The sequence below is a fragment of the Marinobacterium lacunae genome (assembly GCF_000705555.1).
Lineage (GTDB): Bacteria > Pseudomonadota > Gammaproteobacteria > Pseudomonadales > Balneatricaceae > Marinobacterium_D > Marinobacterium_D lacunae.
The window spans coordinates 1-15,730 of sequence record NZ_JMQN01000056.1; the positions used below are offsets into that span (position 1 = coordinate 1).

13 protein-coding genes and 1 tRNA gene are annotated in these 15,730 nt (G+C 55.3%); all 14 read right to left on the reverse strand.

Annotated elements, in window-relative coordinates; all coding sequences use genetic code 11:
• The coding region (locus ADIMK_RS21500; RefSeq protein WP_036187879.1) for a GTP-binding protein at positions 1 to 220 on the reverse strand (220 nt) is incomplete at its 3' end.
• Positions 221 to 256: 36 nt separating this feature from the next.
• Positions 257 to 2,350 carry an elongation factor G gene (fusA, locus tag ADIMK_RS18045; protein WP_036191098.1) on the reverse strand — a complete coding sequence of 698 codons (2,094 nt, stop codon included), beginning with the start codon at positions 2,348 to 2,350 and terminating at the stop codon, positions 257 to 259.
• An 18-nt stretch (positions 2,351 to 2,368) separates the two neighbouring features.
• Positions 2,369 to 2,839 (reverse strand): 30S ribosomal protein S7, encoded by a 471-nt coding sequence (rpsG, locus tag ADIMK_RS18050; protein WP_036191100.1) that lies wholly within the window; start codon positions 2,837 to 2,839, stop codon positions 2,369 to 2,371.
• A gap of 155 nt (positions 2,840 to 2,994) precedes the next feature.
• Positions 2,995 to 3,369 carry a 30S ribosomal protein S12 gene (gene rpsL / locus ADIMK_RS18055; protein ID WP_036191102.1) on the reverse strand — a complete coding sequence of 125 codons (375 nt, stop codon included), beginning with the start codon at positions 3,367 to 3,369 and terminating at the stop codon, positions 2,995 to 2,997.
• A 129-nt stretch (positions 3,370 to 3,498) separates the two neighbouring features.
• On the reverse strand, positions 3,499 to 7,722 hold the full coding sequence (rpoC, locus tag ADIMK_RS18060; RefSeq protein ID WP_036191104.1) for a DNA-directed RNA polymerase subunit beta': 4,224 nt from the start codon (positions 7,720 to 7,722) through the stop codon (positions 3,499 to 3,501).
• Positions 7,723 to 7,808: 86 nt separating this feature from the next.
• Positions 7,809 to 11,912: a DNA-directed RNA polymerase subunit beta gene (rpoB, locus tag ADIMK_RS18065; protein WP_036191106.1), complete on the reverse strand. Its 4,104-nt coding sequence runs from the start codon at positions 11,910 to 11,912 to the stop codon at positions 7,809 to 7,811.
• Between the two features lie 172 nt (positions 11,913 to 12,084).
• Positions 12,085 to 12,453 (reverse strand): 50S ribosomal protein L7/L12, encoded by a 369-nt coding sequence (rplL, locus tag ADIMK_RS18070; RefSeq protein ID WP_036191108.1) that lies wholly within the window; start codon positions 12,451 to 12,453, stop codon positions 12,085 to 12,087.
• Between the two features lie 50 nt (positions 12,454 to 12,503).
• Positions 12,504 to 12,998, reverse strand: a complete 495-nt coding sequence (gene rplJ, locus ADIMK_RS18075) for a 50S ribosomal protein L10 (protein ID WP_036191110.1) — start codon at positions 12,996 to 12,998, stop codon at positions 12,504 to 12,506.
• Positions 12,999 to 13,218: 220 nt separating this feature from the next.
• On the reverse strand, positions 13,219 to 13,914 hold the full coding sequence (rplA, locus tag ADIMK_RS18080) for a 50S ribosomal protein L1 (protein WP_036191112.1): 696 nt from the start codon (positions 13,912 to 13,914) through the stop codon (positions 13,219 to 13,221).
• The gene (gene rplK, locus ADIMK_RS18085) at positions 13,914 to 14,348 is read right to left on the reverse strand and encodes a 50S ribosomal protein L11 (protein WP_036191113.1); all 435 of its coding nucleotides are present in this window, start codon (positions 14,346 to 14,348) and stop codon (positions 13,914 to 13,916) included. Before rplK ends, rplA begins: the two co-directional genes overlap by 1 nt.
• Positions 14,349 to 14,452: 104 nt before the next feature.
• Positions 14,453 to 14,995 (reverse strand): transcription termination/antitermination protein NusG, encoded by a 543-nt coding sequence (gene nusG, locus ADIMK_RS18090; protein ID WP_036191115.1) that lies wholly within the window; start codon positions 14,993 to 14,995, stop codon positions 14,453 to 14,455.
• A gap of 8 nt (positions 14,996 to 15,003) precedes the next feature.
• Complete coding sequence (gene secE, locus ADIMK_RS18095) at positions 15,004 to 15,372, reverse strand: preprotein translocase subunit SecE (protein WP_036191120.1); 369 nt, start codon at positions 15,370 to 15,372, stop codon at positions 15,004 to 15,006.
• A gap of 60 nt (positions 15,373 to 15,432) precedes the next feature.
• Positions 15,433 to 15,508: transfer RNA gene (locus tag ADIMK_RS18100), tRNA-Trp, on the reverse strand.
• 65 nt (positions 15,509 to 15,573) lie between these two features.
• On the reverse strand, positions 15,574 to 15,730 hold a 157-nt coding region (locus ADIMK_RS21800; protein ID WP_497006506.1), incomplete at its 5' end, for an EF-Tu C-terminal domain-related protein.

Sequence of the window (15,730 nt, forward strand, 5' to 3'; positions counted from 1 at the left end):
TCGGAGACTCGTACTCTACGTGTGAGGTGTTGATGGTGATACCGCGCTCACGCTCTTCCGGTGCCTTGTCGATACCGTCAAAAGCAACGGCTGCGCCGCCCCATACTTCTGAACATACGCGGGTCAGCGCCGCAGTCAGAGTGGTTTTACCGTGGTCAACGTGACCGATGGTGCCGACGTTTACGTGCGGCTTGTTACGTTCAAATGATTGCTTAGCCACGAGTCTATCCTCTTAAATCAAGCAATTAGGCTTAAATTAGTTCTGCTTCATTACAGCTTCGGCGATGTTGTTTGGAGCTTCGGCATAGCACTCGAACTCCATAGAGTAGGTTGCACGACCCTGAGACGCAGAGCGCAGGTCAGTCGCGTAACCGAACATCTCACCCAGCGGCACCTGGGCGCGAATAATCTTGCCAGAGCTGCTGTCTTCCATGCCCTGAACCAGGCCACGACGACGGTTGAGGTCACCCATCACATCGCCCATGTACTCTTCAGGAGTCACGACTTCCACTTTCATCATCGGCTCAAGCAGGCAAGGACTTGCTTCCATTGCGTACTTTTTAAGCGCCTGAGATGCGGCGATTTTAAACGCCATCTCGTTGGAGTCAACTTCATGGAAAGAACCGTCGTACAGACGCGCCTTGAGGCCGATCAGCGGATAGCCCGCGATAACCCCGTTCTTCATCTGTTCTTCGATACCTTTCTGAACCGCCGGGATGTATTCCTTCGGAATAGCACCACCTACGACCTCGTTGACAAACTCCAACCCTTCTTCATCACTCGGGCTGAACTCAACAACAACGTGACCGTACTGACCGCGACCACCAGACTGACGGGCAAACTTGTGGTTTGCGACGACAGGCTTGCGAATCTTCTCGCGGTAAGCAACCTGCGGTTTACCGATGTTGGCTTCAACCTTGAACTCGCGACGCATACGGTCAACGATGATATCCAGGTGAAGCTCACCCATACCGGAGATGATGGTCTGACCGGTTTCCTCGTCGGTTTCAACGCGGAAAGAGGGGTCTTCCTGAGCCAGTTTACCCAGCGCGATACCCATCTTCTCCTGGTCAGCCTTGGACTTCGGCTCTACCGCTACGGAGATAACCGGATCCGGGAACTCCATGCGCTCGAGGACAATCTTGTTATCCAGGTCGCACAGGGTGTCACCAGTAGTGACATCTTTCAGGCCGATCAGTGCCGCGATGTCGCCCGCCAGAACTTCTTTGATCTCTTCACGGTTGTTGGCGTGCATCTGCACCATACGACCAACACGCTCTTTCTTCTCTTTGACAGAGTTGTAAACGCTGTCACCGGAGTTCAGAGCACCTGAATAGACACGAATGAAGGTCAGAGTACCCACGAACGGGTCAGTCGCGATTTTGAATGCCAGCGCCGAGAACGGAGCATTGTCGTCAGCTTCACGAGTTGCAACTGTCTGAGCCGCGTCATCCAGAGTACCTTCGATCGCCTTAACTTCAGTCGGCGACGGCAGGTATTCGATAACCGCGTCAAGAACAGCCTGCACACCCTTGTTCTTGAATGCAGAACCGGCCAGCATCAGAATCAGATCGTTAGCCAGGGTGCGTGCACGCAGACCTGCTTTGATCTCTTCAACGGAAAGGTCACCCTCTTCGAGGTACTTTTCCATCAACTCTTCGTTGGCTTCAGCGGCAGCTTCAACCAGCTTCTCACGGTACTCTTCAGCCTTGGCCTGAAGATCAGCCGGGATATCACCCAGTTCATAGGTCATACCCTGGTCAGCTTCGTTCCACCAGATAGCCTTCATGATGACGAGATCGACAACACCCTTGAACTCATCTTCAGCACCGATCGGCAGGTTGATCGGCACGGCGGTAGCGCCAAGACGATCCTTCAACTGCTTTTCGACCATGTAGAAGTCTGCGCCAGCACGGTCCATCTTGTTGACGAACACCATACGGGGGACTTCGTACTTGTTGGCCTGACGCCATACGGTTTCGGTCTGCGGCTGCACACCAGAAGAGGCACACAGTACAACTACCGCACCGTCGAGTACACGCAGGGAACGTTCCACCTCGATAGTGAAGTCAACGTGTCCCGGGGTGTCGATGATGTTAACGCGGTGCTGTTCGAACTGCTGGTTCATACCGGCCCAGAAGCAGGTAGTAGCAGCTGAGGTGATAGTGATACCACGCTCCTGCTCCTGTTCCATCCAGTCCATGGTAGCAGCACCGTCATGAACCTCACCGATCTTGTGCGACAGACCTGTGTAGAACAGGACACGCTCAGTGGTGGTGGTCTTGCCGGCGTCTACGTGAGCGCAGATACCGATGTTACGGTAGCGCTCGATAGGAGTTTTACGAGCCACGACACATTCCTCTGAAGTTTAGAAGCGATAGTGGGCAAAAGCTTTGTTGGCTTCAGCCATACGATGCACGTCTTCACGTTTCTTAACAGCGGCACCACGACCTTCAGAAGCGTCGATCAGTTCACCGGCCAGACGCAGCGCCATGGATTTCTCACCACGCTTGCGTGCGGCGTCAACCAGCCAGCGCATGGCGAGAGCCGTGCGGCGGGACGGGCGAACTTCAACAGGAACCTGGTAGGTAGCACCACCGACACGGCGGGATTTTACTTCGACTACCGGCTGCACAGTCTCGAGCGCTTTGTCGAACAGCTCGATCGCGTCACCTTTGGTGCGCTCTTCGATCTTGCTCAGTGCGCCATATACGATGCGCTCAGCGACGGACTTTTTGCCGCTGATCATCAAATGGTTGATAAATTTTGCCAGGGTAATGTTACCGAATTTAGGATCCGGCAGGATTTCGCGCTTCGCAGCTACGCGTCTTCTAGGCATTGATAAGCCCTCTAAATATGTAAAAGGTCTTCAGGTTCATCAGGATGTCAATTGACACCTGTCCTTACTCTTATCGTCTTTCGGGTTAGCCAAACCGCTTAGGAACCGGATTACTCAGATACCTGACTGGCACAGCCTCGCCGTCTAACGAGGGATTAAGACTTAGGACGCTTAGCACCGTACTTGGAACGAGCCTGCTTGCGGCCGTTAACGCCGGAGCAGTCCAGAGAACCACGAACTGTGTGGTAACGCACACCCGGGAGGTCCTTAACACGACCGCCGCGGATCAGTACTACAGAGTGCTCCTGCAGGTTATGACCTTCACCACCGATGTAGGAGGAGACTTCATAACCGTTGGTCAGACGCACACGGCAGACTTTACGCAGTGCCGAGTTCGGCTTCTTCGGGGTAGTGGTGTACACACGGGTACATACGCCACGACGCTGGGGGCATGCCTGCAGCGCAGGTACGTCGCTTTTTTCTACCGCGCGCTTACGCGGCTTGCGAACCAGCTGGTTGATTGTTGCCATTAAGCAAACTCCACGTTTGGTTTATTAGCACCATACTAAAAAGACCGGGGCTACTTTACGTAATCCCAGTCACGAAAGGGCCGGAATTCTACTCAATTCCAGCCCCCGACGTCAAATATTGAGCAGTTTTTACTCAATATCATTCATGGAAGCGTTCAGTGCTTCGGTCAGAGCCTGCTGCACCTCTTCTGCGCTTACCGTGACGCTTTCTCCGGTCTGGGCACGCTTGCGCTTACGCTCGCTGTGATAGGCCAGACCAGTACCGGCCGGAATCAGACGACCCACGACCACGTTTTCTTTCAGACCACGGAGGTAGTCTTTCTTGCCGGTTACCGCACCTTCTGTCAGCACGCGGGTTGTCTCCTGGAAGGAGGCCGCAGAGATGAAGGACTCGGTTGCCAGCGACGCTTTGGTGATACCCAGCAGTACACGTTCGAACTTGGCCGGAATCTTGCCATCCGCTGCCAGCGCTTCGTTCTCTTCGACGACAGCCGCGTATTCAACCTGCTCACCCGGGATAAAGCTGGAATCACCACCTTCGGTGATCTCAACCTTACGCAGCATCTGACGCACGATTGTTTCGATGTGCTTGTCGTTGATACCTACGCCCTGGAGGCGGTAAACGTCCTGAATCTCGCTGACGATGTACTTCGCCAGTTCACCGACACCCAGAATTCGCAGAATATCGTGAGCGTTGGACGGACCGTCGGAGATAACCTCACCCTTCTCGACTGTTTCGCCTTCGAAGATGTTCAGGTTACGCCACTTCTGGATCATGACCTCATACGGATCAGATCCGTCATGCGGTGTGATCACGACGCGGCGCTTGCCCTTGGTCTCTTTACCGAAGGTTACAGTACCGGACACTTCGGCCAGCACCGCAGACTCTTTCGGACGACGCGCTTCGAACAGGTCGGCAACGCGCGGCAGACCACCGGTGATATCCTTGTTGACGGTGCCTTCCTGCGGCAGACGCGCAAGAATGTCACCCACCTGCACCTCGGAGTTGTCGTTCAAGGTCACGATGGACTTCGGCGGCAACAGATACTGGGCCGGCATTTCGGTACCGGTGTGGAAGATGTCGTTTCCGGCAGCATCCACCAGCTTGATCATCGGACGGATATCTTTACCCGCCTGCGGACGATCCTTGGCATCCAGTACTTCGATGGTAGAAAGACCGGTCAGCTCATCTGTCTGACGCTTGATGGTAATACCGTCTTCCATCCCCACGAATAACAGGCGACCTGCCACCTCGGTGATGATCGGGTGTGTATGCGGGTCCCAGTTCGCAACGATTGCGCCCGGCTCGACACGTGCACCATCCTTCACCTTGATGATGGCACCGTACGGCAGCTTGTAGCGCTCACGCTCACGACCATGCTCGTCGGTCACACCCAGCTCGCCGGAACGGGAAGTGGCCACGATGGTGCCGTCGGTACGCTCTACGTACTTCAGGTTATGCAGACGCACGTCACCGCCGTTCTTGACCTGAACGCTGTCAACAGCCGCCGCCCGCGACGCCGCACCACCGATGTGGAACGTACGCATGGTCAGCTGTGTACCCGGCTCACCGATGGACTGTGCGGCGATAACACCGACAGACTCCCCGATATTGACCTTATGACCGCGACCAAGGTCACGACCGTAGCAGGATGAGCAGATACCGTGACGAGACTGACAGGTGATCGGCGAGCGAACCAGAATCTCATCGATACTGCTGTACGCTTCGTCGTTCTCCAGACGCGCTACCCAGGCTTCGTCGATCAGGGTTCCGGCCGGAATCAGCGTATCGTCGCCTGCCGGCGTCAGAACATCAGCAGCAACAACACGACCCAGTACACGCTCACCCAACGGTACGACAACGTCGCCGCCTTCAATCATCGGCTGAACCACCAGACCTTTGTCGGTGCCACAATCGACTTCGGTGATAACAACGTCCTGCGCCACATCCACCAAACGGCGTGTCAGGTAACCGGAGTTCGCCGTTTTCAATGCGGTATCAGCAAGACCCTTACGCGCACCGTGGGTCGAGATGAAGTACTGGAGTACGTTCAGACCTTCACGGAAGTTCGCAACGATCGGGGTTTCGATGATCGAGCCATCCGGCTTGGCCATAAGACCACGCATACCCGCCAGCTGACGGATCTGGGCGGCGCTACCACGCGCACCGGAGTCCGCCATCATGTAAACCGAGTTGAACGACTCCTGGTCGACCACCTTACCTTCGGAGTTGGTGACCTTGTCGACCTTCAGGTTGTCCATCATCTTCTTGGCCAGCACTTCGTTGGCACGTGACCAGATGTCGACTACCTTGTTGTATTTCTCGCCTTGGGTTACCAGGCCGTCACCGAACTGACGCTCGATCTCTTTTACTTCTGCATCGGCAGCCGCAACGATCTCGACCTTCTCGTCCGGGATAACAAAGTCGTTAACACCGATAGAGGCACCGGATACGGTTGCCTGACGGAAGCCCATATACATCAGCTGGTCAGCAAAGATAACGGTATCTTTCAGACCACAACGACGGTATGCCTCGTTGAGCAGACGGGAGATCGCCTTTTTCTTCATCGGCTGGTTGACCAGCTCGAACGGCAGACCGGCCGGCACGATATCGAACAGCATCGCACGGCCAACGGTAGTCTCCTGCAGGCCGTAACGCTCTTCTACGTTACCTTCGATATCACGAATGGTTTCCTGGATACGCACCTTGATACGCGCCTGCAGGTGAACCTGCTTGGCGCCGTAGGCCCGCTGAATCTCCTTGATGTCGGAGAACACCATCCCTTCGCCAGGTGCCGCGATACGCTCACGGGTCATGTAATACAGACCCAGTACCACGTCCTGAGACGGCACGATGATCGGCTCGCCGTTAGCGGGCGACAGAATGTTGTTGGTGGACATCATCAGCGCACGTGCTTCGAGCTGCGCTTCGATGGTCAGCGGCACGTGAACGGCCATCTGGTCACCGTCAAAGTCGGCGTTGTATGCCGCACACACCAACGGGTGCAGCTGGATCGCCTTACCTTCGATCAACACCGGCTCGAACGCCTGGATACCCAAACGGTGCAGGGTTGGTGCACGGTTGAGCAGTACCGGATGTTCGCGGATAACTTCGTCGAGAATATCCCATACCAGCGGCTCTTCGCGCTCAACCATCTTCTTGGCAGCCTTGATGGTGGTGGCATAGCCACGCAGCTCAAGCTTGGAGAAGATGAACGGCTTGAACAGCTCAAGCGCCATTTTCTTCGGCAGACCGCACTGATGCAGACGCAGGTACGGACCGACCACGATAACGGAACGGCCAGAGTAGTCGACACGCTTACCGAGCAGGTTCTGACGGAAGCGACCCTGCTTACCCTTGATCATATCGGCCAGGGACTTCAGCGGACGCTTGTTGGAGCCGGTGATGGCACGACCGCGGCGACCGTTGTCGAGCAGCGCATCGACCGATTCCTGCAGCATACGCTTCTCGTTGCGCACGATGATATCCGGCGCATTGAGGTCAAGCAGACGCTTCAGACGGTTATTGCGGTTGATGACGCGACGATACAGATCGTTCAGATCGGAGGTCGCGAAACGTCCGCCATCCAGCGGTACCAGCGGACGCAGATCCGGCGGCAGTACCGGCAGCACCTGCATGATCATCCACTCAGGTTTGTTACCGGACTTGTAGAACGCCTCGATCAGCTTCAGACGCTTGGACAGCTTCTTGATCTTGGTGTCTGAGTTTGTCTGGGGGATCTCTTCGCGGATGCGCTGGATCTCACCTTCCAGATCGATGGACGCGAGCAGCTCCTGCACCGCCTCGGCACCCATGCGTGCGTCGAACTCGTCACCGAACTCTTCCAGCGCTTCGAAATACTGCTCGTCGTTGAGCATCTGGCCACGCTCAAGCGTAGTCATGCCCGGATCGATCACGACGAAGGATTCGAAATAGAGCACGCGCTCGATGTCACGCAGCGTCATATCCAGCATCAAACCGATACGGGACGGCAGTGACTTCAGGAACCAGATGTGCGCAACCGGAGAGGCGAGTTCGATATGACCCATGCGTTCACGACGCACCTTGGTCATGGTCACTTCAACGCCACACTTCTCACAGATAACGCCACGGTGCTTCATGCGCTTGTACTTGCCGCACAGGCACTCGTAATCCTTGATCGGGCCGAAGATCTTGGCACAGAACAGACCGTCACGCTCCGGCTTGAAGGTACGGTAGTTGATGGTCTCCGGCTTTTTGACTTCGCCGTATGACCAGGAACGGATCATCTCCGGCGACGCCAGCGAGATTCGGATGGAATCGAACTCGTCGGACTGACCCTGGGACTTCAGCAGATTCAGCAAATCTTTCATTGTCGTATAGCTCCTACGCGGAGTTCTCAGCGCCGGTGCACCCTACCTGCCTGGCAGGGTGCACCGACTGGTGATCAGTTAGGGACTTACTCGCTCTCAAGCTCGATATCGATACCGAGAGAGCGGATCTCCTTGATCAACACGTTGAACGATTCCGGCATACCCGGCTCCATCCGGTGATCGCCGTCGACGATGTTTTTGTACATCTTCGTACGGCCGTTCACGTCGTCCGACTTAACGGTCAGCATCTCCTGCAGAGTGTAGGCCGCGCCGTACGCTTCAAGCGCCCAGACCTCCATCTCACCGAAGCGCTGACCACCGAACTGAGCCTTACCACCCAGCGGCTGCTGGGTAACCAGGCTGTAGGAACCGGTAGAACGCGCGTGCATCTTGTCGTCGACCAGGTGGTTCAACTTCAGCATGTACATGTAACCAACGGTTACCGGACGGTCGAACTTGTCGCCGGTGCGGCCGTCGTACAGCGTGAACTGCCCCGAGTCATCCATATCAGCCAGACGCAGCAGCGACTTGATCTCAGCCTCTTTGGCACCGTCAAATACCGGCGTTGCCAGCGGAACACCGCCCTTAAGGTTGGTCGCCAGCGTCAGGATCTCTTCATCGCTGAAGCTGTCCAGCTCTTCTGTACGTCCACAGCTTAGACCGCCATGTTCACCGTTGTAGATCTCACCCAGGAAGCCACGAAGCTCTTTCGCCGTTTCCGCCTTGGCGCGCTCTACCTCAAGCATCTGGTTGATCTTGCGACCAAGCCCTTTCGCCGCCATACCCATGTGGGTTTCAAGGATCTGACCGACGTTCATACGCGACGGTACACCCAGCGGATTCAGGACGATGTCGACCGGCTCGCCGTGCTCGTCGTAAGGCATGTCTTCGACCGGCATGATGACCGAGATAACACCCTTGTTACCGTGACGGCCGGCCATTTTGTCACCCGGCTGTACGCGACGCTTGGTGGCAACGTAGACCTTGACGATCTTCAGTACGCCCGGCGCCAGATCATCGCCTGTCTGCAACTTGCGTTTCTTGTCTTCGAAACGCTTGTCGAGATTTTCGCGACGCTCTTCCAGCTGCTTCTGCGCAAGCTCAAGCAGCTCCTGAGTCGTTTCGTCGGAAACGCGGATCTTGAACCACTCAGATTTTTTCAGGCCCGACAGGAACTCGGAAGTGATCTCCTCACCCTTCTTCAGACCCGCACCGCCATCGGCCTTCAGACCAACCAGTGCACGCTCGAGACGCTCAAATACCGCCTGCTCGACGATACGGAACTCTTCGTTGAGATCCTTGCGGATCGCATCCATCTCGGATTTCTCGATGGAGAGCGCACGCTCATCCTTGGGCACACCGTCACGGGTGAAGACCTGAACATCGATGACTTTTCCGAGGGTGCCGGTTTTGACGCGCAGTGAGGTGTCCTTAACGTCGGACGCTTTCTCACCGAAGATCGCACGCAGCAGCTTCTCTTCCGGTGTCAGCTGGGTCTCGCCCTTCGGCGTCACCTTACCGACCAGAATATCGCCCGGGCCCACTTCGGCACCGATATGCACGATACCGGACTCGTCCAGTTTGGACAGCGCCGCCTCGCCCACGTTGGGGATATCGGAGGTGATCTCCTCAGGCCCCAACTTGGTGTCACGCGCCACACAGGTCAGTTCCTGAATGTGGATTGTGGTGAAGCGATCTTCCTGAACCACACGCTCGGAGATGAGGATGGAGTCCTCGTAGTTGTAACCGTTCCAGGGCATGAAAGCGATGCGCATGTTCTGACCCAGCGCCAACTCACCGAGGTCGACGGACGGACCGTCAGCCATGATATCGCCACGCTCGACCTGCTCGCCCGGACGCACGATAGCGCGCTGGTTGATACAGGTGTTCTGGTTGGAACGGGTGTATTTGGTCAGGTTGTAAATATCAACACCTGCATCCCCCGCTTCAACCTCGTCATCGTGAACACGCACCACGATACGACCGGCGTCGACAGACTCGATAACACCGCCACGACGCGCCACGACACATACGCCGGAGTCACGCGCCACGTTGCGCTCGATACCAGTACCGACCAGCGGCTTCTCGGAGCGCAGAGTCGGCACAGCCTGACGCTGCATGTTCGATCCCATCAATGCGCGGTTCGCGTCATCGTGTTCAAGGAACGGAATCAGTGATGCCGCAACGGATACCACCTGACGGGGAGACACGTCCATGTACTGAACGTTCTCTTTCGGCGTCACGGTGAATTCGTTGAGGTGACGGACGGCTACCAGCTCGTCAGTCAGCTCCATGTTCTCGTTCATCGCTGCAGACGCCTGGGCGATGACGTATTTGCTCTCTTCGATCGCAGACAGGTAATCGATCTCGTCGGTTACCTTGTTGTCGATTACGCGACGATACGGTGTTTCGAGGAAGCCGTAATCGTTGGTGCGAGCGAAGACTGCCAGCGAGTTGATCAGACCGATGTTCGGACCTTCAGGGGTCTCGATCGGACATACACGACCATAGTGGGTCGGATGAACGTCACGCACCTCGAAGCCAGCACGTTCACGGGTCAGACCACCCGGGCCCAACGCAGAAACACGGCGCTTGTGAGTAATCTCGGACAGCGGGTTGTTCTGGTCCATGAACTGGGACAACTGGGATGAACCGAAAAACTCCTTGATCGCAGCAGCCACCGGCTTGGCGTTGATCAGATCCTGCGGCATCAGGTTGTCCGCTTCTGCCATGGACAGACGTTCACGCACTGCACGCTCGACGCGGACCAGACCTACGCGGAACTGGTTCTCTGCCATCTCGCCAACGGAGCGGATACGACGGTTACCCAGATGATCGATATCGTCGACCACGCCCTTACCGTTACGGATCTCGATCAGGGTTTTCATGACATCGAGGATGTCATCCTTATCGAGGATACCGGAGCCGGTTTCAACTTCGCGACTGAGGCGACGGTTGAACTTCATACGACCGACAGCGGACAGATCGTAGCGCTCTTCGGAGAAGAACAGGTTCTCGAACAAGCCTTCTGCAGACTCTTTGGTTGGCGGCTCGCCAGGGCGCATCATACGGTAGATCTCGACCAGCGCTTCCAGCTGGTTGCGGGTCGGATCGATACGCAGAGTATCGGAGATGAACGGACCGCAATCCAGATCGTTGGTATAGAGCGTCTCAAGACGATCGATACCCGCCTTCTGGATTTTGGCGATCAGGTCTTCGGTCACTTCAGTGTTGCACGGCGCCAACACTTCACCGGTAGAGGGATCCATCAGATCCTTGGCCAGCGCTTTGCCGATCAGGTACTCGCCCGGAACGTTCAGTTGGCCCATGCCGGCCTGTTGCATCTGGCGAATGTGACGCGGAGTGATACGGCGACCCGCCTCAACAATGGTCTTGCCTTCGGGATCCTTGATCTCGAACGACATGGTTTCACCGCGCAGACGCTCCGGAATCAGATCCATCCAGATCTGATCATTTTCCAGCGTCCAGCCAGTGGTTTCAAAGAAGGTATCCAGGATCTCTTCAGCCTGGAATCCAAGTGCACGCAGCAGAATGGTCGCCGGCAATTTACGACGACGGTCGATACGCACGAACAGAGCATCCTTCGGATCGAACTCGAAGTCCAGCCATGAACCGCGGTAAGGAATAATGCGCGCAGAGTAAAGCAGCTTGCCTGAAGAGTGCGTCTTGCCCTTGTCGTGATCAAAGAAAACGCCAGGCGAACGGTGAAGCTGCGATACGATCACTCGCTCGGTACCGTTAACGACGAAGGTACCGTTTTCAGTCATCAGGGGCATTTCGCCCATGTAGACTTCCTGCTCCTTGATATCCTTGATCGCCTTGGTCGATGAGTCGCGATCATAGATGATCAGACGCACCTTCACGCGCAAAGGAGCCGCATAGGTCACACCACGCTGCTGACATTCGGCAACGTCAAAAACGGGTTCACCGAGGCGATAACCGGCGTATTCCAGCGCAGCGTTTCCTGAGTAGGATACGATCGGGAATACAGAATTGAATGCAGCGTGAAGCCCTTCATCCTTGCGCCCTTGCGCTTGATCAGAGCCCGCTTGCAGAAACTTGCGGTAGGAATCGAGCTGTATCGCAAGCAGGTATGGCACATCCATCACCTGCGGCAGCTTACCGAAATCCTTGCGTATACGTTTCTTCTCAGTATATGAATAAGCCATCAGTGTTCCCCAGCATGTGCACCTAGGTTGAGAAGCCAGCCGCCATAACGTGGCGGGCTGTTATACCGTCATTTATTTGCTGTCTATAAATAACGGAAAAAGGCCGGTGGCATTTCGCCACCAGCCATACGCCTTTAAGCAGTACTAAGCTGCTTGCAACGCATCGAAGCGATTACTTGAGCTCAACGGTAGCGCCAGCTTCTTCCAGCTCTTTCTTCAGAGCTTCAGCTTCTTCTTTGCTCACGCCTTCTTTAACGGTTGCCGGAGCGCCGTCAACCATCTCTTTCGCTTCTTTCAGACCCAGGCCAGTAGCGGCACGGACTGCTTTGATGACGTTGACTTTCTTATCGCCGGCAGCAGCCAGGATAACGTTGAATTCAGTCTGTTCTTCTGCAGCAGCAGCTTCACCGGCCGGGCCAGCAACAACAGCAGCAGCGGCAGAAACGCCGAATTTTTCTTCCATTGCAGAAACCAGTTCTACAACGTCCATTACAGACATTTCAGCGATTGCGTTGATGATATCTTCTTTAGACAGAGACATGTGTCAAATCCTATAAACGTGCGTTAAATCGTATAAGGCCGGGCTAACAATTAAGCCGCAGCGCCTTCTTTCTGTTCGCGAATAGCCGCAATAGTGCGTACCAGCTTGCCTGCAGCCGCTTCTTTCATACAGCTCATCAGTTTTGCCAGAGCTTCTTCGTATGTCGGCAGGCTTGCCAGCATCGCTACGTCCACGACGTTGCCTTCAAAAGCAGCCGCTTTCAGTTCGAACTTCTCATTGCCTTTGGCGAAATCTTTAAGGATACGAGCGCCAGCGCCCGGATGTTCCTTAGAGAAAGCAATGATGGTCGGACCGACAAAGCTGCTCTGCAGACACTCGAAAGCAGTACCTTCTACTGCACGACGCGCCAGGGTGTTACGAACGACTTTCAGCCAAACACCGTTTTCGCGCGCCTGCTTACGCAGTGCAGTCATGTCACCCACTTCAACGCCGCGGGAATCCGCAACGACAGCAGAGAGTGCATTCTGGGCAGCTTCCTGGACTTCAGCGACGATCGCTTTTTTGTCTTCGAGTCCTAATGCCACAATTTACTCCTGGATTGAGTCTTTCGACTGTTTACCAACCACCCCGCTTACGCGAGGTTGAGTACGGTGGTCATGATTCACACGTGAATCTCACCGTCTGCGCAGGCTGGTTGGCCCATTAAGGCAGACGCGGTAAAAACCGCTCTGCCACCTGCGGTCTTTGACGGCCTTCGTCTCTGTCACAGAGGTCACGAAGACCCTCAAAAAACCTTTATATCGATCAGACAGCCAGTGTGCTCTGATCGACCAGCAGACCCGGGCCCATGGTAGTGGACAGGGTCACTTTCTTCAGATAAACGCCCTTGGCAGAAGAAGGCTTCAGCTTCTTCAGGTCAGCGATAAGCGCTTCGACGTTTTCCTTGACTGCAGCATCGCTGAAGCCAACCTTACCAACTGAACAGTGAATGATACCGTTCTTGTCAGTACGGAAACGCACCTGACCAGCCTTGGCGTTCTGTACAGCGGTAGCAACATCAGGCGTCACAGTACCGACCTTCGGGTTCGGCATCAGACCGCGGGGACCGAGGATCTGACCGAGCTGACCCACAACACGCATAGCGTCCGGAGTTGCGATCACAACGTCGAAGTCCAGGTTGCCGCCTTTGACCTGCTCTGCCAGATCGTCGAAACCGACAATATCAGCACCAGCAGCTTTGGCTTTTTCTGCATTGTCGCCCTGCGCGAACACAGCGACACGAACGTCTTTACCAGTACCGTGCGGCAGTACGGTAGAACCACGTACGACCTGATCGGATTTACGCGGATCGACACCAAGATTTACCGCAACGTCCAGAGACTCGGTAAACTTAACCGCAGACACTTCAGCCAGCAGAGCAACAGCCTCGTTGATTGCGTACGCCTTGCCCGCTTCGATCTTTTCGCGGATCGCCTTCTGGCGCTTAGTCAGCTTAGCCATTATTCATCACCCTCAACAATCAGACCCATAGCACGTGCACTACCGGCGATGGTGCGAACCGCAGCATCCATATCGGAAGCGGTCAGGTCCGGCATCTTAACGGTTGCAACTTCTTCCAACTGAGCACGGGTAACAGTACCGACTTTCTCAGTATTCGGACGGGAAGAACCGCTCTTCAGACCGACAGCTTTCTTCAGCAGAATAGAAGCTGGCGGAGTTTTGGTGATGAAGGTAAAGCTACGGTCACTGTAAACGGTGATCACGACAGGAATCGGGAGACCCGCTTCCATGCTCTGCGTCTGAGCGTTGAACGCCTTACAGAATTCCATGATGTTAACACCGTGCTGACCCAGAGCCGGACCGACTGGGGGACTCGGGTTCGCCTGACCTGCTTTAACCTGCAGCTTGATGTAAGCGTTGATTTTCTTAGCCATTTAAGCCACTCCTGAGGGTTCAAACGCCTTGCGGCTCCCCTTCTTTTCACAACAAGAGGGCGGCTGCGCAAGCACAGCCACCCTCCCCATAATCTTTAAGACGATCAGGCCTTTTCGACCTGACCAAATTCCAACTCAACAGGCGTTGAACGACCAAAGATCAGAACAGCCACCTGGAGACGGTTTTTCTCGTAATTGACCTCTTCGACCACCCCGTTGAAATCTGCAAACGGACCATCGGTCACTCGCACCATTTCACCAGGCTCGAAGACAGTCTTCGGCTTCGGCTTGTCCACACCGCTCTCGACGCGCTGCAGAATCTCATTCGCCTCTTTTTCGGTTATCGGCGCCGGCTTGTCTGCCGTACCACCGATAAAGCCCAGCACACGCGGCGTATCTTTCACCAAGTGCCAGGTCTGATCATTCATGACCATGTTCACCAGAACATAGCCAGGATAAAACTTGCGCTCAGATTTGCGTTTCTTACCATCACGAATCTCGACCACCTCTTCGGTAGGCACCAGAATCTCACCAAAAAGATCCTGCATTCCGTGACGGTCAATGCTTTCCGTCAGCGCTTCCTTCACCTTCTTTTCATAGTTGGAGTAGGCATGCACAACGTACCAGCGCTTCTTTTCCGTTCCCATGCTCAACCTCAACCTATAGCGCCAGAAACAATCCAGCCAAGCAGCGTATCAAGACCCCAGAGCAACAACCCAACAATCAAAACCGCAACAACAACAATTGCCGTTGTCTGCAGCGTTTCCTGACGAGTGGGCCACACCACTTTGCGAATCTCGTTCTTTGCTTCCTTAAAAAGCTGAAAGAACGCACGCCCCTTCGCCGTCTGAAAAGCAACAAAACCCGCCACCAGTGCCAGCGCCAAAAGAGCAAGCACACGATAAAGCAGGGATTCGCCGGCAAATACGGAGTTACCAACAACCCCAGCCGCTACGATGGCAACCACAACAAGCCACTTAAGGCCGTCGAGCTTAGTTCCTTCGGAAGTCACTTTAGAATTCACGCCTGGTGCCTCGGAAATATGAAAGCTTGCGCTTTGCTTGACGCCATTCCAGATCCGGAATGGCAGGCCAGGAGGGACTCGAACCCCCAACCTGCGGTTTTGGAGACCGCTGCTCTGCCAATTGAGCCACTGGCCTACTGCGTAACAGGGAGGCACATTATATGCACCTCCCTATCACATCGCAACACTAAATATCAGATTTTACGCAATGATTTTGGAAACAACGCCCGCACCAACGGTACGACCACCTTCACGGATAGCGAAGCGCAGACCCTCTTCCATCGCGATCGGGTTGATCAGGGTAACAGACATCTGAATGTTGTCGCCCGGCATGACCATCACCCCCCCCCCCCCCCCC